The organism is Vibrio taketomensis (assembly GCF_009938165.1).
In the GTDB taxonomy this organism is placed as follows: domain Bacteria; phylum Pseudomonadota; class Gammaproteobacteria; order Enterobacterales; family Vibrionaceae; genus Vibrio; species Vibrio taketomensis.
Genome location: NZ_AP019649.1, coordinates 1,947,591 through 1,966,956, shown reverse-complemented (window position 1 = coordinate 1,966,956; position 19,366 = coordinate 1,947,591). Strand labels below are relative to the sequence as shown.

Sequence of the window (19,366 nt, the reverse complement as noted above, 5' to 3'; positions counted from 1 at the left end):
GCTTTTTTGTTTCTAATACAATTTATTGTTACCTAGTGGTACTTCCAGTGTATTGGCTTGCTGACGTACAGCGGTGCCAATCATTTCATCGTAAGCGCTTTGCTGGCGTAACACCCATTGCTTCACGTTGAGCGCAGCGCACTGACGTTGCAGTTCGACAATAGAAAACGAACGTAACATTGCGCCATTTTTATCGGTGATAAAATGTTCTTCGCCATCGACCTCCACGGAAACTTGGTAAAGCGACATATCCAGTGAATGTATGACTAATTTATCGAGATAAAAAAATTTTTCCAAGGTACTGAGCTGCATCGCCATGTTCTCTTCCTCTTGATGCTGACAATAGTTTTATTCCCAATAGAGATACTGCTAAGCCTTCATTATCGATCAATTGCGCCGCCGACGAGTCGATAAAAAATGATCGATAAAATTTCTTTCCCCGTAGAAGCACAACGATGGAAAACAGCAGATGAAAGAAACATTTGTTCAGCGTGCGCTGTTTAAAACTAACAGAGGAAGAAATTATGTTGAAACGCGTTCTAGTGATGGTTAGTACCGTGGTTGTATCGTTGATGATGTTATCGTCGGTTCAAGCTCACGACCATGGAATGAAAAAAGCAGATATCGTTGATGTGGCAGTCGAGAACGGTTCATTCACCACGCTGGTGGCAGCAGTAAAAGCCGCAGGGTTAGTGGATACACTCAAAGGTGAAGGGCCATTTACGGTATTTGCACCGACTGATGAAGCGTTTGCAAAATTGCCGGATGGCACGGTAGAGATGCTATTAATGCCAGAAAACAAAGACAAGCTAGTTGCCATTTTAACCTACCATGTGGTGCCGGGTAAGGTGATGGCAGCGGATGTGGTTAAGCTTGATAAAGCGGCGACGGTAGAAGGTCAGGATGTAATGATTGCCGTTGAGGGCGATAAGGTGATGGTTAATGACGCACAAGTGATCGCGACTGATGTCGGTGCGAGTAACGGTGTCATCCATGTTATCGATACCGTGCTCATGCCGAAATAATTAACTAGGAGTAACGCGACTTCGCCAAACAGCGGAGTCGCTTTTGTATTTATGCAATTAGTTAAAATTACTGAAAATGACATTGCTGGAATGGACGCTCGTGGTCGAGCTAAATTTATCAACTCAGTGGTTGGCTATAAAAGTGCGAATCTAATCGGCACGGTGGACAGTGACGGTAATGAAAATCTTGCGATTGTGAGTTCCGTGATTCATTTAGGTTCAAGTCCACCATTGGTTGCCTTTATTTCTCGACCACATTCGGTAGAGCGACATAGTCTAGAAAACATCATTAATACGGGCTATTACACCATTAATGCCGTCTCGAATGATATCACTCAGCAAGCTCATCAAACCTCTGCTCGTTACGAAAAACATCAATCAGAATTCGCTATGGTCGGATTAAACACTGAATACGACCATGATTTTTTCGCCCCATTTGTGGCGGAAAGTCAGCTAAAGCTAGGAATGAAACTGGTCGAAAGAGTGACAATCAACAGCAACCAAACCGAGATGGTGATTGGCGAAATAGAGCGTATTTGGGTTGCGAGAAAGGCGGTCATGCCGGATGGATATATTGATATCGAATCACTAGGGATTGTGGCAATTTCTGGCTTAGACAGTTATCACTCCACCTCGCGGTTGCACCGTTTGAGCTATGCCAAACCAAGCCAGTTAGTGTATCCGTTAACCATTGAGGGAGAACCCTCATCTTGGCAAGCTTTAGTGAAACAACAAGAAGAGAAAAGGGAGCCTTGACTAGGGGCTCCCTTTAAAATAACACCGACTATAGGGGGGAGGGTGTTAACCTTAAGCTTTCAGGAAAGATAGCTAGAGGATTTGAACGTGATTAGATGCGGCCTTCACTGCCACATACGCGGATCTTGCTCATCACCACTTCTTTCATTGCAGCTTTACCTGGGATGATGTATTTACGTGGGTCGTTTGCGTCAGGGTGATCACCAAAGTAAGTTTTCACTGCATCAGCAAAAGCAATTTTCAGTTCAGTGGCGACGTTTACTTTGCAGATACCTAGGTCGATACAACGACGAACCATCTCATCTGGCACACCTGATGCACCGTGTAGTACAAGTGGAATATCAACCACAGAGCGGATTTTCTCTAGACGTTCAAAGTCAAGTTTAGGTTCTGCTTTGTATAGGCCGTGTGCAGTACCGATAGCAACCGCTAGAGAGTCGATGCCTGTGCGGCGAACAAATTCAGCGGCTGATGCAGGATCCGTCATTAGCGCATCGGCACTATCAACGATTAGGTCATCTTCTTGGCCACCAAGACGGCCTAGTTCAGCCTCAACACTTGCGTCAAAACGGTTACAGTAATCCACCACTGAGCGTACGATTTCGATGTTTTGGTCAAATGCGTGGTGTGAACCATCAATCATGACTGAGCGAATACCTTGGTTGACTTTACCGAAGATATCTTGTTGATCTTCATGGTGATCAAGGTGTAGTACAAGTGGAATCTTGTGTTTTTTCGCCGCTGACTTACAGATGTTGATTAGGTAATCAGTGCCCGCGTAATCATAAGTACCAGGCGTACCAGCTAGAATGACAGGAGAACCCATCTCTGATGCTGTTTCAACAATAACTTGCACGGTTTCTAGGTTGTGAATATTGAATGCTGGAACCGCGTAACCGCCTTTTTGAGCACGTTTTAGCATTTCACGAGAAGAGATTAGATACATAAAGCCTCCTGACTTGGTTCTTGCGCCTTAAATACTAGGCGTCCATTGACCCAAGTTTTAACAATTGAAAAATCTGATTTAATGGCAACCATCGAAGCGCGTTTGCCCACTTCCAAAGTGCCGAATTGGTCTTGTAAGCCTAATGATTGAGCTGGGGTCAAAGACGCCATCAGCCAGGCTTGCTCAAGTGGTAAGTTAAGCCACTTCTGAATGTTGTTGACTGCGCGAGGCATGGTTAGCGTGCTGCCTGCAAGGCCACCGGTGTCGGTCGTTACCACGCCATCTTTCATATGCACGGTGTATTCACCGAGAATGTATTCACCGTTTGGCATGCCGGTTGCGCTCATCGCGTCGGTAATTAGCGTCATGCGGCTGCCGCAGCAACGGTGTGCAACATCAATCGCTGCTGGGTGTACATGATGACCATCGGCGATCATCTCGACATAGCTATTCGCGTGCAGTAAGCCGGCACCAACTACGCCTGGGTCACGATGGTGCAGTCCACGCATGCCGTTGTAGCAATGCACAATACCGCTCGCGCCAGCGTCTAGCGCTTGTTGAACTTGGTCATAGCTTGCGTCGGTATGGCCTAGCATCACCTTGATGCCTTGCTTATGTAGGTAGCGAATTGCTTCGAGTGCGCCTGCTTTTTCTGGTGCTAAAGCGACGGTGATTAAGTGGTTGTCGGTGTAAGAGATCCAGTTATCGAGCTCTTCTACAGACAGGTCACGGAACCACTCAGTTGGGTGAGCACCTTTGTTTTTTTCAGTGAAGTAAGGGCCTTCTAAGTACGCCCCTAGAATTTCCGCGCCTTCAACACCTCGTTGCTTACTCTTCGCGACTTGTTGTAGAGCCGAGCGAATCTTAGCCACTGGAGCGGTTACCGTCGTAGCAACGAATCCAGTCACGCCAAGTGAGGCAAAGTATTGAGACATGGTGTTTAAGCTATCGTGACTCGCATCCATCACATCACAGCCCTTCGCTCCATGAACATGACTATCAATCATGCCCGGTAGCAGGCTCACTTCACCTAAATCGATGAAGTCGCTGTGTTGCGTCGGGTTAAATGGCTCGATAGCTGTGATGGTGCCGTCTTCAGTCACGGTCACGATTGCATCGTTAAGCCAAGTATCACCATGCAGCACGCGCTGAGCACGATAGCTTTGATGAGTGGTGGTGAGTCGATTAGATACCATCTTCTTCTACCACTTCTTTGTGTTCTGCTTTGGCTGCCATTTCAGCTGCTAGCGAAGTGATCCCGCGGTGGCCACATTCCACTGCTTGATCACGGAATTCGATAAGGTTGAGCTCATCACGCTCTAGCAACATTTCGGCTGCCATTTGTAGGTTAGTGCCAGTCACAACTTCGATATCGTTGCGCTCTTGGCTTAGTAGAGATGCTGTACGGAAAGGTGTTCCGCCGAGTAGGTCTGTCAGAAATACAATGCCTTCGCCTGAATCGATTTCAGCAATCGCTTCGCGCATTTGCGCTTCAAGTTGTGGCGTGGTTGCCTCTTCTGGGAAGTCGATAAATTTAAATTGAGGTTGTTCACCAATTACCTGAAAAATCGCTTTTGCGATGCCTGAAGCAAAACCACCGTGGCCAGATAAAATTACAGCAATCATTTTTGTTTCCTTATGTGGGGCTGACGAATCAGCCCCATTTTTCGTTTTTATAGTTTGGAGAGAGTAGGGGTTATAGGAAGCCCATGAAGCGACCAACGATACCTAGTGTTACAGTGATACCGATAAGTTTTAGTGGGCTCCAACCACGTTTAACTAGTGCGTACATACATAGCGTGTAAACCAGTGGTAGGAATGCAGGCATTAGCTTGTCGATAACGTCAGCTTGTAGTTTCACTACTGCATCACCCGCGGTGATTTCAGCTGTAGTTGATAGACGAACATACGTTGCTACTAGAGCGCCGATGACTGTCATACCGACCATAGATGCTGCGTGACCTACTTTCTTGGTGTTGGCTTTAATCACTGGGATTGCCGCTACACCCATTTGGTATGCGTAATGCGCAAGACCAAAACGTAGACCGAAGTGCACAACGTTAAATAGAACAAAGAAGAACACCGCACCCATGATTGAGCCTTGCAGCGCAAGGTCTGCACCGATACCACCACAGATTGGTAGTAGGGTTAGCCAGAACATTGCGTCACCGATACCGCCCATTGGTGCACCCACAGCGATCTTGGTACTTTGGATACTGTTGATGTTTTGTTTAGAACGTTCCATCGCCAGTACCACACCCATAACGAACGTTACTAGGAATGGGTGAGTGTTGAAGAAGCCCATGTGGCCTTGCATTGATTTCGCAAGGTCAGCTTTATTGGTGTGAATCTTCTTCAGCGCAGGTAGTAGGCCGTATAGCCAACCAGAAGCCTGCATACGTTCGTAGTTGAATGATGCTTGGAGCAGTAGTGAGCGCCATGCCATGCGGTTAATGTCCGCTTTGGTTAGCTCTGCGCCAATCTCTTTGTTTTCGTACTCATCTGAACTCACACCAGGAGCTGGTTGCACGTCAGCGTTATGTTTACGAAGGTCTAGTTCGTTGCTTACATTAGATTCCATCTTCAAAGTCCTCAGCTGGTGCAGTTACAGGAGTTGGTTCTGTTTTGCGCATAAAGTCGATGATTGCCATCGCAGTTGCAGCGGCCGCAATCGCAAGGATTGGTAGTTGTAGCCATGCTGCTGCTACGAAACCTAGGATGAAGTAAGGGATGTAAGCATTCTTCATCATGATCTTCATTAGTACTGCGAAACCGATAGCTGGCATGATGCCGCCCGCAACGCCAAGACCGTCGATTAGGTCTTTAGGTAGTACTTCAACGATTTTCCCAGCGTGCTCTGCACCTAGGTAAACTGGTAAGAAGGCACATAAGAAGTAGAAAGAACCAAGTACCGCAAGTGCCATGTAGTTAACGCGTTCGATACCGTCGGTATCTGCGTTTTGTGCGAATTCATCACACTTAGACATTACTGCTGACATTGCTGAGAACAGTAGGGTGATACCCATTTGTACAGCAACGGCGAAAGGAACAGCGACACCAACCGCAACGTTAGGCTCTACTTTAGTGGTGATTGCGAAAGCCGTACCTACGATAGTACCGATGATTACGTTTGGTGGCTGAGCACCAGCTAGCGGAGCTAGACCCATCCAAATCAGTTCTAGCGTACCACCTACCAGAATACCGGTTTGCAAGTCGCCTAAAATTAGACCAACTAGCGGACCAAGTACCACTGGACGGTGGAAGTGAGTAAGGCCGTTGAACATATCAAGGCCAGCAAAGAAGGCTAGGATGCCGAGCATCACCGCCTGTAAGAGTCCTATTTCCATGATTGGTGTCCTTATTATTAGATAAGAGTAAAGATGTCAGTTGCACTTTCAGTTGGTACACCTTGAATGGTGCACTTCACCCCTAGTGCTTTTAGTTTTTCAAATTCCGCCACATCGTCAGCATCAACTGAGACTGTTTTGGCAATTTGGTTTTTACCTTCTGCGTAGTGCATGTTACCTACGTTGATATTGCTAATTGGCACGCCGCCTTCTACCAATTGACGGAAGTCTTTTGGAGTACGACAAACCAATAGAATGCGTTGACGATCTGACGCTTTGTGGATGGTTTCGATAGTCTTTTGCACGGTCCAGAAACGAATCGCGATACCGTCAGCGATAACCATTTCCATTAGGTTTTGTTGGATGGTGTCTTCTGCGACTTCGTCGTTAACCACAACGATGATGTTGGCATCAGCAAAACCTACCCACTGCACACCTACTTGGCCGTGAACTAGACGCTCATCAATACGACTTAAAACGATATTTGGCATGATAAATTCCTTTAAAATTATTATTTGTTGTATGGGTAGATAGTGACGCCTTGCACCACTCGGTTTACTTCGCCAGTTGGGCATGGGTTATCCGGGCCAAAACCTAGCTGAAGTGATTTTTCAAATGCCAACATTTGGCAGAACAAAATGTATGGGAAGCACAACCATTGGTCGCCAAGGTCTAGTTGACCAAGCTCGTAGACCGCTTCTTCATTGAGTGGCTGCTCAGTGATTGCTACGTGTGCCAATGTTTGCTTGTCACGACGGATTTCGTTGAACAAGTCCATATCGTATTGACGGGTGTAGGCATCACTTGAGAACAGTTGGATAACCAACGCTGTATCATCGATAGTGAATTTAGGGCCGTGACGGAAACCGAGTGATGAGTCGTAAGCGGTCATCACTTTGCCTGCACTTAGCTCAAGCGATTTCAGTGATGCTTCACGCGCAAGACCTGCAAAACCGCCGCTACCTAGCACGATTAGACGTTGGTAAGGTTGGTTTGCCAGTTCTTTAATCGCCGCTTGCCACTGTTCTAGTTTGCCTTCACACAGTGCCGCAGTAGCTTCGATGTGTTGACGCCAATCTGCTGGTGTTTTGCCACCAAGTAGTGTTAGCGTTGACATCAACATGCAGCTAAAGCTTGACGTCATTGCAAAGCTTTTATCGTTAGAGCCTTCAGGCATTAGCATGCAGTAAGCGTTGTTAGCCGTTTCTGCGTAGCGAGATAGCGCGCCTTCTGCGTTACATGTCAAAAATAGGTGGTGGCAATCTGGTACTAGTTGGTCAACCAGCGCAACCGCAGCCACGCTCTCAGGGCTGTTGCCTGAGCGAGCGTAAGAAACAAGCAATGTTGGACGGCTTGGGTCTAGGTATTGCGTTGGGTTTGACACCAAATCAGTGGTTGGAATTGACTCCACTCGGAAGCCTTGAGTTGCACTGACAAATGGAGCCGCTGCGTCACCAACGAATGCTGAAGTTCCGGCACCAGTTAGAATGATACGAAGATCTGAACGCGCAAGAAGCGGGTTAAGGAAGGCACTCACAGCATCATTTTGTTGTTCTAGTATGTCAGCCAGAGCACGCCATAGACGTGGCTGGTGACTGATTTCTTGTGCAGTGTGAACACCGTTGTGCTGTTCTAGCCACGGTAGTTCATAGCCTAAAAATGAACTCATTGGATAATCTCCTTACATACCACTTCGTTTGCGTAACAGGCTTCGGAATAGACCTCAGTCACTTCCATAATTTTGTGCATCACAATTTCAGCGGGTTGGTTCGGTATTTGGTGTTGAGAAATAGCCTTAGCCTGATTTGGTAAATATTGGCTAAGGAGAGTCATTGGCAGCGGTTTGGCAGTTAAGTTGTCAAACAATGCTTGTTGAGCTGCTTGTACTTCTGGATGAGTCCAGTAGTAACGAATGCGGTCGCTCAAGCTGTAGCTGCAATCTAAGAATTGTTGGTGACCTTTACTTGCGTAGTGTGAACGCCAGTAGTTCGGTTGCTCTTGCATTACCTGTTCGATCGTTTCGCGTAGGTGTGATGCTTGGTGAGCGCCTAGCCACTCTTTTTCTGCGCGGTCTAAACCGTATAGTGCTTCACGTAGAGCAAACGTTAGAGCAGGGCCTACTTTCAAAATCGCGAAGTGGTCACGCACTAGCTCGTGGTAAGCGATTGGGTTTTGGTAATCGGTTGAGTGCGCTTCAAACACAAGGTTTGGTTGGCCTTCGATAAGTTTGCTTAGCGATTGTGCCGCCTGGCTGTCGTAGTGGTGCACGCTGTGATGATCGAATTCAACGCCCGGTTGAACCACCAGACCAATCACGCGCGGCCATACATAACCTAGGCCCATATCACTAAATGCTTTGTGGTGTGCATCTAATGTCGCGATCGCTTCTTCAGGCTTAGTGACTTCGATGCCTTCTTCTTCAAGTGATTCAAGTGCACCACCTGGGGTTGGAACTTCAGTACCTACGACGTAAACCGGAGCTTCACCGCCAGAAAGTTTCCATGCATTTTCTGCTACTAAACAAAGTTTTGCTGCGCGCTCTGCCATCACTTCTTCGCTTAATGGCGTTTGGTCATCGGCGCATGACATAGAGCAATCAAGATGGATTTTCTTAAAGCCAGCCATAACGTAGTCGTTAATCATCTGCTCTGAGTATTCCATCGCTTCTGCTGCAGGCAGGTTTTGCCAGCAGTTAGGACCAAGGTGATCGCCACCTAACACGATATTTTCAGCAGGGAAGTTAAGACGTTTTGCTAAGGCGAAAACATGGTTGGCAAAGTCTTGTGGAGTCATACCAGTGTAACCACCAAATTGGTTCACTTGGTTTGAAGTAGCCTCTATCAGAACAAGCTGATTGTCTTGAGCCGCTTGCTTAATGGCAGCTTCAAGTACAAGGGGATGCGCAGAGCAAACAGCGTAAATACCTGTCGCATTGCCTTGTTTGTGTTGTTCGATAAGAGAAAGTAACGCTTTCATTTTTATTCCTAATTAGCGGTTTGGTCAGCAAGAATCACGGTTACACCCATATTGATTAACGCTTGGTGTGTAGCGTGTGGAATGTCGCTATCGGTTACCAACACATCAATTTGGTTGGCGGCTCGAATCATGCAAAAGCTCTTACGACCGAATTTGCTTGAGTCCGTTACGGCAATCACTTGGCGAGACACCTCACACATGGCGCGATTAATTTGCGCTTCGTGATTGTCTGGTGTGGTAATGCCAGCTTGTAGGTCAAATCCATCGACACCTAAGAACAGCTTGTCGAATAGGTATGAACGCACTTGTTGTTCACCGTGGTGACCTGTTAGTGAGCATGATGCGCGGCGTAAATTGCCGCCGACGACGTGGAGATCGACGTTGTCGTGGTTGCTCAACTTGTAAGCGGTATTCAATGCATTAGTCATAACAACCAATTGCTTTTTATTGCTGAGGTACGCAGGCATCAAACTAATGGTGGTGCCGGAATCGAGAATGATGGCATCACCATCGTTAACGAGATTGGCAGCCGCTTCAGCAATGCACTCCTTCGCGCAGCGGTTAAGTTGATCTTTGCGGTACAATGGTTGTTCAAAAGCAAAGTTAGGGTTGAGTGTCGCACCACCATAACAACGCAGTACGCAACCTTGTTTTTCCAGCAAGTTAAGATCATGACGAATCGTGACAGCAGAGACGTTGTAGACTTGAGTGAAGTCATCCACTTTGCCTGAGCCATGACTGCGAATATGCGCCATGATTTGCTGTCTTCGTTCTGCACTGGTCATTTGCCAATTTCCCTTTCGTTACATTTCAATTCTTTGTTCAAAATGTTTCGATTTCTTTTGATTTGTATTTAAGCAGGAACAATGAAGGAAAAATGAAAGCTAGATCACAAACGGTTTCCTTTCGTTTTGTGGTGGTTTTTCCTTTCGTTTTGAGTTGAACGAAAGGTTTTTCTTTCGCTTAATAGGGCGCATTTTGAGGACTGAAGTAGTCAACGACAGGGTTGTTAGATGGAAACAATGAAAGAAAGGTCAAAATGGAACAACTGAAAGGGTTTCGATATTCAACCAGACGGAGATCACAAAATTGGTTGTTTATGTATTTTTAAAGGGGGAAACAAAAGAAAACGAGCAGCCATCGAAAGGCTACTCGTAAAAGTGAAAGGTTATTTTTGTGCGAGTGAAAGCTTATTTGCAAAGTGAAACTAGTTGGTTATTTCATCATTTATGCGATCAACGATGCGAACATCAACCCCTAAACTGGTGAGTTGGTCGACGTAATCTTGCGGGATGCCACTATCGGTGATCAACATATTGAGTTGTTCGGGCCTTGCAATTAAGCAAAAGCTTTGGCGGTCAAACTTAGATGAATCCGTTACAGCAATCACGGTTTGCGCAGCTTCAACCATTCTACGGTTAATATCGGCTTCACCTTGGTGGGGAGTCGTGATGCCCGCGATCTTGTCAAAGCCATCGACACCTAAGAACAGCTTATTAAAGCGAAAACCAGACAAGTATTCTTCACCACCAATGCCGTGCACCGAATAGGAATTGCGACGCATGATGCCGCCACTCATCATCACCTCGATATTGTCTTTGTTGGCCAAGTGATAAGCGATATTGATACCGTTGGTCATGACTGTGAGGTTATGTTTAGGATTGAGATGATAGGCAATTTGTTCAGTGGTCGAACCGGAATCTAGGATAATTTTATCGCCATTTTGTACCAAGGAAGCTGCGTACTCGCCAATTCGAGCCTTAATATCGCAATTGAGCTGTTTTTTGTCATTCAAAGGGCGTTCAAAAGCGAATTGATTATTGAGTAAAGCGCCACCGTAGCAACGTGTCACGCAGCCTTTCTTTTCTAAGTAATTAAGATCATTGCGCACCGTCACTTCTGAAACATCGTAAAGCTCGGCAAAATAGTTTACCTCACCTTTTTGGTGAGTCTGGATATAGTGAAGGATCTCTTCACGCCTTTGGGCTGTGGTGGTCATAGGGTTTATCTCTATAAACTCAATTGACGTGGATGGGTAAAGCGTTACGTCTTGGTGTAATACACGCTGATAGTTTAACCGAGCGCAGCGAAACAACGAAAGGAATTAGCATAGCAACCTTTCGGTTTTAAAACATAATAAAACGAAACATGACTGCGACTTAATCAGCATTTTTATCAAAAGGATAACAAAAACACGCAAAAAGCAATCCACTAAGGACACCGATCAAGTGAGCTTCGATTGCCAGTGGCGCTTCGATCATTTCGGCGGTGGAGATCGGGGAACCACCTAAGTGTTCCCATAAGACTTTTACGATTACGCCTAGAACCAATAACCAACTGCTTTTTCGGCCTTGTAGGGCTTCTCGTAAAGCATAAAACGCAAACAGCCCATGCAATGTGCCTGACAAGCCAACATAGCCTTGAATCGGAGTAAAAAGAATACCTATTCCTACACTTACGCTAAGCAGAACTAATAAGATGGCATAAGACTTGGCGCTAGGACGAAAGATAAACGCAATGATCCATAACGCCGCGATATTCATCGTGAGATGTGCATAGTTGGTATGCGTGAAGTTTCCTGATAGGATGCGCAGCCACTGTCCCTGATCGATTAAATCGACACGCCATTCAGTTAATGCTGAAAGGCTGGGGATTTGTAGCGTTAGACACACTAAACTAACCACCACTAACAGTAAGATTAGCTGCACATCATGTCTCGATATTGTTCTCAATGCGGAAAGTCACTCAAAGCGTGTATTTGTCAATGGATACAAAGCCTAACATCGAATGTTGAGTTAATCATCCTACAACATCCTAGTGAAGCGAAGCGCCCGATGGGTACGGCTCGCATTCTGACGCTTTCATTATCAAACAGCCACTACTTTGTCGGTGAAGATTTTAGCCACCATGATGAGCTGAATCATTTATTGGTGCAGCCTGACGTTGACCATTTTGTGTTGTATCCAGGGGAGAACTCGCTAGAGGCTGGTGTTCAACTGACTGAAGGCAAGCAAAAAATAAGAGTGATCTTATTGGATGGGACATGGAAGAAAGCTTATAAAATGTGGCAACTATCGAGCAATCTTCAAGCGTTGCCACTGCTGCGTTTGCCTACCGAGCTTAAAGGTAATTACCGCATTCGCAAAGCACCAAGTGATAATGCACTGTCTACGGTAGAAGCAGGCTTTCATATTTTGTCCTTGCTTGAACCTGAGCGAGATTTTACCCCGTTATTGTCTGCGTTCGACAACATGATCCAATTTCAAATAGAGCAGATGCCGCAAGGGGTATTTGAGAAAAATTATCGTTCTTGAATATCACCCATTTGCTATCTATAATTTCGCGAAACTGTTGATAAGTCGGCGCGTTAAGCATCACTTGTCGAATGTGCTTCGTATAATCCCACTGATTGGTGTGGGAGTCTCTACCTGAAACCGTAAATTTCAGATTACGAAGAGTTAAGTGCATAGCGCTTTTCTCTTTGTATTGCCAAAAATTTTGTCAAAAACTCTTGTCGAGAAAAGTGCTTGTTACCTGTTATTAAACAATGGAGAAACAAGCGTGAACCAAACCCAATTTATTGAGCGACTACCAAAAGTTGAACTGCATCTGCATATTGAAGGCACATTAGAGCCTGAAATGATGTTTTCACTTGCACAGCGTAACAATATTCAACTGCCATTTGCCACGCCTGAAGCGGTGAAAGCGGCTTACGAATTTACCAACCTGCAATCATTCCTTGATATCTACTATCAGGGTGCCAACGTGCTGATCCACGAACAAGATTTTTACGATCTGACTTGGGCATACATGCTGCACTGTCAACAAGACAATGTGATTCATACGGAGATCTTCTTCGATCCACAAACTCATACTGCACGTGGTGTTGAGTTCGCCACTGTGGTCAATGGTATTGACCGTGCACTACAAGATGCGCAGCAACAGCTTGGCATTACCAGTCGTTTAATTATGTGTTTTCTGCGCCATCTAGATGAGCAAAGTGCGTTTGAGACCCTTGAGCAAGCGATGCCACACCAAGATAAAATTATCGCTATTGGTCTTGATTCATCGGAGCTTGGTCATCCACCTGAGAAGTTTGAGCGTGTATTTGCCAAAGCGCGTGAGGCGGGTTTTTTAACCGTGGCTCATGCAGGAGAAGAGGGGCCGGTGAGTAATATTACTGGCAGTGTAACGCTGCTGAATGTGTCGCGAGTGGATCATGGCGTGCGTTGTTCTGATGATGCTCAGTTGGTGGCTGAATTAGCACAAATGGCAATGCCATTAACGGTTTGCCCGCTATCCAACACCAAGCTGAAAGTGTTTGCTGAAATGGAGCAGCACAACATAGTGGAGTTATTGCGCCAAGGAGTGAAAGTCACCATTAACTCTGATGATCCCGCTTACTTCGGCGGCTATATGAATGATAACTTCCTTGCGGTTGCGGCTAGCCATCAATTAACTCAGCAAGAATTGACGCAATTTACTCGCAATGCGATTGAAGCGAGTTTCATCAGTGAACAAGAAAAACACGCTTTGACTGCTCAGTTAGAGGAGTTTATGCGCCAGTATTTCGGCCATTAATTAAGAGCATGCCCACCTTGTGTTTAAAGTGGGCATAGTTGTTTAATGCGAGGAAAATAGTTGTTGATGTAAACGCTTAGCATGCCCATCGGTCATTGAAGAAATGTAGTCGGCAATGATACGCATCGCCTGGCTTTCGCTGTCGATATGCTGCCAAGCATGGCGAATATCCAATGGCAGTAAGCGTTCAGGATCGGCACTCAGTGCTTCAAAGATATCCATGATGATTTGCTGGCCTTTGTACTCCATGACCTGCACTTGTGGAATTTGAATCACATACTGGCTAACAAAGCGTTTTAGGATGTCGAGCGCGTTGTCCATACTTGGTTCAAGGAAGGCATTAAAGGCCAATAAATGGGTAGTAAAAGGCGCGTCGATGGGTTTGATCGAAATACTGGTCAGCAGTGCGTTGACGATGCCACCAATCGCGTCTTTACGTTGATAATGCTTATCGGAGAACAACATATCGCTTAGCGATGCGATATGTTGTTCAAACCAAGGTGCGCCGCACTCAGCCAGTTGACTGGCGGCTGCTTCTTGCCATTGGTTACGAGTCACTATTCCCAATACAATCGCATCTTCTAAATCGTGTACCCCATAAGCGATATCATCCGCGAGCTCCATAATTGAACAATCGAGGGACTTGTAGCGAGTCTTACGATGTTGATTCGCCGCGACGGTTTCTTCTCTAAGCTCCGAGAACAGAGGCTTTTCATTAACTTCGAGCGGAGATAGAACCCAATTAAAACGTTCTAAATCGCAGTCGTAAATGCCTTTCGCTGGCGCCCAATCTTTGGCTTTCAGTTTACGCTGATGAACGGCGGGAGTAGCGCGCTCTCTCGCTTGAGTGGAACTAATGAGAGCGGGGTATTTCATTAGCCCAAGTAAGGTGCGACGCGCGAGATTCATACCATAGTTTTCAGTATAAGGTTCAAGTTGCGTCACGATGCGAAAAGTCTGCGCATTGCCTTCAAACCCGCCGTGATCACGCATCATATAGTTAAGCGCTACCTCACCTCCGTGTCCGTAAGGTGGATGGCCTATATCATGGGCGTAACACAAGGCATCAATTAAGCTATCACAAGGGAGTAAGGTGCTAAATTCAGGCTGTTTATTGCGAATTTGTGCCACAATACCGGTACCAATTTGAGCAGCTTCTAGTGAGTGGGTGAGGCGAGTGCGGTGAAAGTCGTCAGTACTGGTGCCATGGATTTGTGTTTTGGCCTGCAAGCGACGAAACGCTGCTGAGTGCAGGATACGAGCGCGGTCGCGCTGAAATGGGTCTCGATGGTCATCACGGCGAATTTTATGCTCGTCATTATGACGTCGCTCCCATAAGGTGCTGATTTCAAACGTCATACTTACTCTCCGTTGTTTTTTATAACCGTACACCCATCCTTGGGCTGGTGCAAATTATTCTCGTTAATCCTTCATCGATAAAATCAGTACGGCCGCGAGTGCCAGAAATGCAGTCATCACCAGAAAGACATCGTTATAGGCCATAATGGCCGCTTCACGTTGCATGGTACCAAGCAAACTGGCTTGCGCTTGCTGCATGGCTGTGGCTGCGTCACTCCCTGATTGCATAAAGAAAGCTTGCTGTTGTTGCAACGTTTGCCAGCCAAGCTGATTGACTGTCGTCAACGATTCTTTAATGTGCGCCAAGTGTTCGCGAGTTTTGTTATCCAGTAGTGTGGCGATAATCGCAATACTAAACGCGCCGCCCAAGTTACGCATCACGTTAGTCAGTGTTGAGGCATCAGGTGTATCCATCGCTTTGATGTTTTTCATCGCTACCAGTGAAAGTGGCACCATAATAAATGGGCTGCCAATCGCTCGCAGTAGCATTGAGGTGATCAGCTGTTGACCGCCAAAATCAACGGTCATATGGGTGTTAACGTAGCAACTCAAACCAAACATCACAAAACCAAAGGTAACGAGGTATTTGGGTTTGATGATTTGCGTCAGTTTTGGCACCAGCGGGAAAATCAGCAATTGGGGAAAGCCCATCCACATTAACACGCCACCAATTTCCATCGCGTTGTAGTGCTGAATTTGGGTTAGATACATAGGTAGCACGTAGATGGAACCGAGCAGCGCCATACCAAGAATCAAATAGGCAATACACGCCATGGCAAATTGTCGATTGGCAAGCAAACGCAGATTAACCAGTGGTTTTTTATGTTGCAGTTCGTTAATCACAAAATAGATCAGGCTGACTGCTGAGATAATACTCAAGGTAACGATAAACCCGGAGCTAAACCACTCTTCACGGTTGCCATCTTCTAATACCACTTCCAAGCAACCTAAACCTATTGCCATGGTAGCAATACCAAACCAGTCTGCTTGCATCAGTTGTTTGGTATCGATTTTTTCATCATCTAGGCCATAACGAATCATCGCAATCATAAGGATTGCGGGTGGTACATTAATGTAGAAAATGAAATGCCACGACAGGTGCTCAGTCAACCAACCACCGAAAGTGGGGCCAATTGAAGGAGCAAAAGTAGCGGTGATGCCAAACAATGCCATGCCGACAGCGCGCTTATTTAGAGGTAATAATTGCACCACCAAAGAGAACGCAATCGGAATCAACGCGCCGCCACTAAAGCCTTGCATCGCGCGAAACACGATCATCGACGTCATGTTCCAAGAGATCGAACAAAGCAGCGATGAAAGCGTGAAGATCACCGTGGTCCAGGTGATGTAACGGCGTTTGCCCAGTGAGCGAGAAAGCCAGCCACTGAGTGGTATTGCGATCATCTCTGCTACTAGGTAGGAGGTTGAGATCCATGAGCTCTCATCGAGCGTAGCCGAAAGTGCGCCTTGAATATCTTTCAGTGATGAGTTGGTGATCTGGATATCTAGGATCGCCATAAAGGCGCCAATCAGACCACCGATTAAAGCGATCCAATTGCGCATCGGTACCACTTGTTCATTAGACGCGGTGTTCGCTGGCTGAGAGTGAGTAACAGTACTCATCGTTTAGCCTCGTGTATCGATAGTGGCAACCACAGAGAGACCTGGTAGTAATCGACCTTTGAGCGGATTGTTTTCTGATAATAGAATTTTTACCGGTACACGCTGCACGATCTTAGTAAAGTTACCGGTCGCATTTTCTGGTGGTAGCAGAGCAAATTTAGCGCCGGTTGCCGGTGAGAAACTGTCGACCACACCTTCTAACTCTTGGCCCGGGAACGCATCTAATTCCACACTCACTTTTTGCCCTTGGTGAATATTGCTTAATTGTGTTTCTTTAAAGTTGGCTTCAATCCAGATTTGGTTTTCTGGTACTAAGCTCATTAATGGTGTGCCAGCTTGAACAAGCAAACCTTGGCGCACACTGCGTTTACCGATAATACCGTCCGCAGGGGCATAGATTTTGGTGTAAGCAAGGTTGAGCTGGGCTTGCGATACTTGAGTCTGCGCTTCACTGACCGAGGCTTTGGCTTGTTTAATTTGGCTGGCGATAACACTCAATTGTTCATTGCTGGCAACCAAATTGGCTTTGGCTTCTTCAAGGCCTGCAGCCGCGACTTTTTGCTGTGCCAGCATGTTGTCGACTTCGTCTTGAGAAGCGTAGTTACGTTTTAACAGGCTACGTGAGCGTGCCACCTGCTGGGTTGCTCGGTCATATTCGGCTTGCGCAGAATCAACACGGCTTTGCGCTTGAGAGATCTGGCTGCGTTGTAGAGTCTGTTGAGCTAAAAGGTTGTCAACGCTCGCCTGAGTAACGCTTAAATGGGCTTGGCTTTGTTGCAGCGCAACTTGGTAATCGCGATCGTCAATTTGCACTAGCAGATCGCCCTTTGTGACACGTTGGTTATCGCTGACATAGGAATGCAGGATATAGCCGCTCACCTTAGGGCTAATAGTGGTGATGTCGCCTTGTAGGTAGGCATTGTCTGTTGATTCGAAATATTGACCATAACCAAACCAGTAGCCACTGCCAATGATGCCCAAGCTCAACATAATCGCAGTGGCGATGAATGGTGCTCGGCGAGTTTTACGTGCAGGTTTACTTTCTTTTGATTGGGTGGCTGCGTTACTGTCGACCATGTTCTTATTCTCGTTATCTTCTATAAAATCAGGTCGCGCAGTCTAAAAGTAATTGCATTGGTTGATAAGATAGGAAAAAAAGGAAACACTGTTGCAGGATTTTCACTAATTACATCATGTGAGGTTTAACTTGGACCTAAATGCAATTGCGATTTTCGCACAAGTTGTTGATTGTGGTAGCTTTACTCAAGCAGCCGAGCAATTGAATATGACTAAATCGACGGTCAGCCGAAAAGTCGCTGATTTAGAGGAGGATTTAGGTGTTAAGTTGATCACACGCTCTACTCGCAGTTTGGTGTTGACCTCAGAAGGTGAAACCTTCTATCACTCATGCCAGCAGATGTTGGAAATTATTAATCAAGCTGAGTTGGAAGTGAGTGCTAACCAAGACTTGGTGCGTGGGCCACTCAAAGTGGTTTTTCCAGTTGAGTTAGGTCAGCAGATCCTGAGTAAATACATTCACCAATTTCTGCACCTGTACCCGCAAGTGACACTGAATATGGAATTGACTAACCGTGAAGTGGACGTGATTGGTGAAGGAATCGATCTGTATGCACAAATTGGCGAACTAGCGGACTCGTCACTGGTTTCTAGGCATTTGCGTAAGTCTGCTCGCGTGCTGGTGGCGAGCCCTGAATACCTCAATGCATTTGGCGAGATAAATAGTCATAACGACTTAACCCAATCTCATCAGCAAATAGAAGTGGTGAGCAAGGCTGTACGAGTGCCGAAATGGCAAATTCAAGCGGAAAATGGTGAAAGCATCATGTTTGACTTGCCAAGTAGATTGAAAGTAAACACTATCACGGCTTGTTTGAGTGCCTGTATTGATGGGCTTGGCGTCGCTATTTTGCCAGAGTTTATTTGTCGCGAGCATTTTGCCAGTGGCAAATTGATTCAACTACTGCCCAACTATGAATTACCCAAGGTGGACATCAGTTTGGTCTATTCCGACCGACAACTGATGCCCAAACGCAAAAAGGCGCTGATTGAATATCTATTAAGAGCCTTTGAGGGTTGCTAATGGATTAGCTGATTTCATCTAATGAAAGCTCAAAACTTGGGGCAAAGGTATTAAGGAAGTAATCCATTTCTGGGCTGTGGCGTTCTTTTAATGTTACGTCTAAGCGTTTTTTGGCAAGAGCGTATTCATGATTACCCGCACTCAATTCCTCTAGGCATTTTAGGTAAGCGCAAATGGTATCGGCTTGTTTGACGATAGCGGCATCTTCTGCGTGGGCACTGTGACTAAGCAGGTAGGGGGCAAAGTCCTCTTGAAATTCTTCAGGTAACATATTCAATAGACGCTTTCTGCGGCTGCTCTATCTTCTTATACTCTTTAGCGATTTCTGGATTGTAGTATTTCACTGGGGTTGGTAAATCGCCAGTCAGTACTTCGCTGGTATCGTGATACATCCCAAGTAGGGCGATGCGCTCTGGATTTAAGTTACCACCAAACTTTTTGTTTTTAATCAGGGCAAGGGCGTGGGCAACAAAGGCCACTTGCAAGCTATGTTCAGAAATGTTTTCTGTTGAGACTGAACGCATTAAAGGCCAGCGTTGGATTAGCTTCATGCGGGCGAGGTGAGCGAAAAAATGGCTCTCTTTCATATCTACATCCTTTAGTTAACTTCCAGTGCCTAGTTTTGACTGCGTTGTTCTATCGTCAGTCAGAC

20 protein-coding genes, 1 pseudogene and 1 riboswitch are annotated in these 19,366 nt (G+C 46.1%); of the genes and pseudogenes, 5 read left to right on the top strand and 16 right to left on the bottom strand.

Annotation, left to right across the window (positions count from 1 at the left end; all coding sequences use genetic code 11):
- Positions 1-12: 12 nt before the first annotated feature.
- Positions 13-318, bottom strand: a complete 306-nt coding sequence (locus tag Vt282_RS08900) for a DUF6482 family protein (protein WP_162063175.1) — start codon at positions 316-318, stop codon at positions 13-15.
- A 206-nt stretch (positions 319-524) separates the two neighbouring features.
- On the opposite strand from Vt282_RS08900, the gene Vt282_RS08895 reads away from it, so the two are divergent.
- A complete protein-coding gene (locus tag Vt282_RS08895; RefSeq protein WP_162063174.1) occupies positions 525-1,025 on the top strand; it encodes a fasciclin domain-containing protein in 501 nt (166 codons plus the stop codon).
- Positions 1,026-1,076: 51 nt separating this feature from the next.
- Positions 1,077-1,781: a flavin reductase family protein gene (locus Vt282_RS08890; protein ID WP_162063173.1), complete on the top strand. Its 705-nt coding sequence runs from the start codon at positions 1,077-1,079 to the stop codon at positions 1,779-1,781.
- A 91-nt stretch (positions 1,782-1,872) separates the two neighbouring features.
- On the opposite strand, the gene Vt282_RS08885 is transcribed toward Vt282_RS08890, so the two are convergent.
- The 11 genes from Vt282_RS08885 to rrtA form a co-directional block, all read right to left on the bottom strand.
- On the bottom strand, positions 1,873-2,727 hold the full coding sequence (locus Vt282_RS08885; RefSeq protein ID WP_162063172.1) for a tagatose bisphosphate family class II aldolase: 855 nt from the start codon (positions 2,725-2,727) through the stop codon (positions 1,873-1,875).
- Positions 2,718-3,923 (bottom strand): N-acetylglucosamine-6-phosphate deacetylase, encoded by a 1,206-nt coding sequence (gene nagA, locus Vt282_RS08880; RefSeq protein ID WP_162063171.1) that lies wholly within the window; start codon positions 3,921-3,923, stop codon positions 2,718-2,720. The genes Vt282_RS08885 and nagA overlap by 10 nt, the downstream gene beginning before the upstream one ends.
- Positions 3,913-4,353: a PTS galactosamine/N-acetylgalactosamine transporter subunit IIA gene (gene agaF / locus Vt282_RS08875; RefSeq protein WP_162063170.1), complete on the bottom strand. Its 441-nt coding sequence runs from the start codon at positions 4,351-4,353 to the stop codon at positions 3,913-3,915. Before agaF ends, nagA begins: the two co-directional genes overlap by 11 nt.
- 70 nt (positions 4,354-4,423) lie before the next feature.
- Entirely contained in the window at positions 4,424-5,308 is an 885-nt protein-coding gene (agaE, locus tag Vt282_RS08870) for a PTS N-acetylgalactosamine transporter subunit IID (protein ID WP_162046022.1), read from the bottom strand.
- Positions 5,298-6,074, bottom strand: coding sequence for a PTS N-acetylgalactosamine transporter subunit IIC (gene agaW / locus Vt282_RS08865; protein WP_162046023.1), 777 nt, complete (start codon positions 6,072-6,074; stop codon positions 5,298-5,300). The genes agaE and agaW overlap by 11 nt, the downstream gene beginning before the upstream one ends.
- 17 nt (positions 6,075-6,091) lie before the next feature.
- Positions 6,092-6,565 carry a PTS N-acetylgalactosamine transporter subunit IIB gene (agaV, locus tag Vt282_RS08860; RefSeq protein WP_162046024.1) on the bottom strand — a complete coding sequence of 158 codons (474 nt, stop codon included), beginning with the start codon at positions 6,563-6,565 and terminating at the stop codon, positions 6,092-6,094.
- A gap of 20 nt (positions 6,566-6,585) precedes the next feature.
- A complete protein-coding gene (locus tag Vt282_RS08855) occupies positions 6,586-7,743 on the bottom strand; it encodes an SIS domain-containing protein (RefSeq protein WP_162063169.1) in 1,158 nt (385 codons plus the stop codon).
- The gene (locus Vt282_RS08850; protein WP_162046026.1) at positions 7,740-9,050 is read right to left on the bottom strand and encodes a D-tagatose-bisphosphate aldolase, class II, non-catalytic subunit; all 1,311 of its coding nucleotides are present in this window, start codon (positions 9,048-9,050) and stop codon (positions 7,740-7,742) included. Before Vt282_RS08850 ends, Vt282_RS08855 begins: the two co-directional genes overlap by 4 nt.
- Positions 9,051-9,058: 8 nt before the next feature.
- Complete coding sequence (gene agaR, locus Vt282_RS08845; protein WP_162046027.1) at positions 9,059-9,835, bottom strand: transcriptional repressor AgaR; 777 nt, start codon at positions 9,833-9,835, stop codon at positions 9,059-9,061.
- 422 nt (positions 9,836-10,257) lie between these two features.
- Complete coding sequence (gene agaR / locus Vt282_RS08840; RefSeq protein ID WP_162063168.1) at positions 10,258-11,049, bottom strand: transcriptional repressor AgaR; 792 nt, start codon at positions 11,047-11,049, stop codon at positions 10,258-10,260.
- 160 nt (positions 11,050-11,209) lie between these two features.
- Positions 11,210-11,758 (bottom strand): rhombosortase, encoded by a 549-nt coding sequence (gene rrtA / locus Vt282_RS08835; RefSeq protein WP_162063167.1) that lies wholly within the window; start codon positions 11,756-11,758, stop codon positions 11,210-11,212.
- A 3-nt stretch (positions 11,759-11,761) separates the two neighbouring features.
- Here rrtA and Vt282_RS08830 point away from each other — a divergent pair, with 3 nt between their 5' ends.
- Both Vt282_RS08830 and Vt282_RS08825 read left to right on the top strand, forming a co-directional pair.
- Positions 11,762-12,364 carry a tRNA-uridine aminocarboxypropyltransferase gene (locus tag Vt282_RS08830; protein WP_162063166.1) on the top strand — a complete coding sequence of 201 codons (603 nt, stop codon included), beginning with the start codon at positions 11,762-11,764 and terminating at the stop codon, positions 12,362-12,364.
- Between the two features lie 58 nt (positions 12,365-12,422).
- A riboswitch (purine riboswitch) is annotated at positions 12,423-12,521 on the top strand.
- Between the two features lie 90 nt (positions 12,522-12,611).
- Positions 12,612-13,631 (top strand): adenosine deaminase, encoded by a 1,020-nt coding sequence (locus Vt282_RS08825; protein WP_162063165.1) that lies wholly within the window; start codon positions 12,612-12,614, stop codon positions 13,629-13,631.
- Between the two features lie 42 nt (positions 13,632-13,673).
- On the opposite strand, the gene Vt282_RS08820 is transcribed toward Vt282_RS08825, so the two are convergent.
- The 3 genes from Vt282_RS08820 to Vt282_RS08810 all read right to left on the bottom strand — a co-directional run bounded on the left by Vt282_RS08820 (position 13,674) and on the right by Vt282_RS08810 (position 17,690).
- Positions 13,674-14,990, bottom strand: coding sequence for an anti-phage deoxyguanosine triphosphatase (locus Vt282_RS08820; RefSeq protein ID WP_162063164.1), 1,317 nt, complete (start codon positions 14,988-14,990; stop codon positions 13,674-13,676).
- Positions 14,991-15,053: 63 nt separating this feature from the next.
- Complete coding sequence (locus Vt282_RS08815; RefSeq protein ID WP_162063163.1) at positions 15,054-16,613, bottom strand: DHA2 family efflux MFS transporter permease subunit; 1,560 nt, start codon at positions 16,611-16,613, stop codon at positions 15,054-15,056.
- A gap of 3 nt (positions 16,614-16,616) precedes the next feature.
- The gene (locus Vt282_RS08810) at positions 16,617-17,690 is read right to left on the bottom strand and encodes an HlyD family secretion protein (RefSeq protein ID WP_162063162.1); all 1,074 of its coding nucleotides are present in this window, start codon (positions 17,688-17,690) and stop codon (positions 16,617-16,619) included.
- Between the two features lie 130 nt (positions 17,691-17,820).
- Here Vt282_RS08810 and Vt282_RS08805 point away from each other — a divergent pair, with 130 nt between their 5' ends.
- On the top strand, positions 17,821-18,714 hold the full coding sequence (locus Vt282_RS08805; protein ID WP_162046036.1) for a LysR family transcriptional regulator: 894 nt from the start codon (positions 17,821-17,823) through the stop codon (positions 18,712-18,714).
- Positions 18,715-18,718: 4 nt separating this feature from the next.
- Here the strand turns inward: Vt282_RS08805 and yfbR are convergent.
- A pseudogene (yfbR, locus tag Vt282_RS08800) lies at positions 18,719-19,301 on the bottom strand (5'-deoxynucleotidase).
- Positions 19,302-19,366 lie beyond the last annotated feature (65 nt).

Excerpts from the sequence above, each read along its gene's own strand:
- agaE (WP_162046022.1), bottom strand. The coding sequence starts at position 5,308 with ATGGAATCTAATGTAAGCAACGAACTAGACCTTCGTAAACATAACGCT.
- agaR (WP_162046027.1), bottom strand. The coding sequence starts at position 9,835 with ATGACCAGTGCAGAACGAAGACAGCAAATCATGGCGCATATTCGCAGT.
- Vt282_RS08830 (WP_162063166.1), top strand. The coding sequence starts at position 11,762 with ATGTCTCGATATTGTTCTCAATGCGGAAAGTCACTCAAAGCGTGTATT.
- Vt282_RS08855 (WP_162063169.1), bottom strand. The coding sequence starts at position 7,743 with ATGAGTTCATTTTTAGGCTATGAACTACCGTGGCTAGAACAGCACAAC.
- Vt282_RS08890 (WP_162063173.1), top strand. The coding sequence starts at position 1,077 with ATGCAATTAGTTAAAATTACTGAAAATGACATTGCTGGAATGGACGCT.
- nagA (WP_162063171.1), bottom strand. The coding sequence starts at position 3,923 with ATGGTATCTAATCGACTCACCACCACTCATCAAAGCTATCGTGCTCAG.
- agaF (WP_162063170.1), bottom strand. The coding sequence starts at position 4,353 with ATGATTGCTGTAATTTTATCTGGCCACGGTGGTTTTGCTTCAGGCATC.
- Vt282_RS08815 (WP_162063163.1), bottom strand. The coding sequence starts at position 16,613 with ATGAGTACTGTTACTCACTCTCAGCCAGCGAACACCGCGTCTAATGAA.
- agaR (WP_162063168.1), bottom strand. The coding sequence starts at position 11,049 with ATGACCACCACAGCCCAAAGGCGTGAAGAGATCCTTCACTATATCCAG.
- Vt282_RS08900 (WP_162063175.1), bottom strand. The coding sequence starts at position 318 with ATGGCGATGCAGCTCAGTACCTTGGAAAAATTTTTTTATCTCGATAAA.
- Vt282_RS08895 (WP_162063174.1), top strand. The coding sequence starts at position 525 with ATGTTGAAACGCGTTCTAGTGATGGTTAGTACCGTGGTTGTATCGTTG.
- Vt282_RS08810 (WP_162063162.1), bottom strand. The coding sequence starts at position 17,690 with ATGGTCGACAGTAACGCAGCCACCCAATCAAAAGAAAGTAAACCTGCA.
- agaW (WP_162046023.1), bottom strand. The coding sequence starts at position 6,074 with ATGGAAATAGGACTCTTACAGGCGGTGATGCTCGGCATCCTAGCCTTC.
- Vt282_RS08850 (WP_162046026.1), bottom strand. The coding sequence starts at position 9,050 with ATGAAAGCGTTACTTTCTCTTATCGAACAACACAAACAAGGCAATGCG.
- agaV (WP_162046024.1), bottom strand. The coding sequence starts at position 6,565 with ATGCCAAATATCGTTTTAAGTCGTATTGATGAGCGTCTAGTTCACGGC.
- Vt282_RS08820 (WP_162063164.1), bottom strand. The coding sequence starts at position 14,990 with ATGACGTTTGAAATCAGCACCTTATGGGAGCGACGTCATAATGACGAG.
- Vt282_RS08885 (WP_162063172.1), bottom strand. The coding sequence starts at position 2,727 with ATGTATCTAATCTCTTCTCGTGAAATGCTAAAACGTGCTCAAAAAGGC.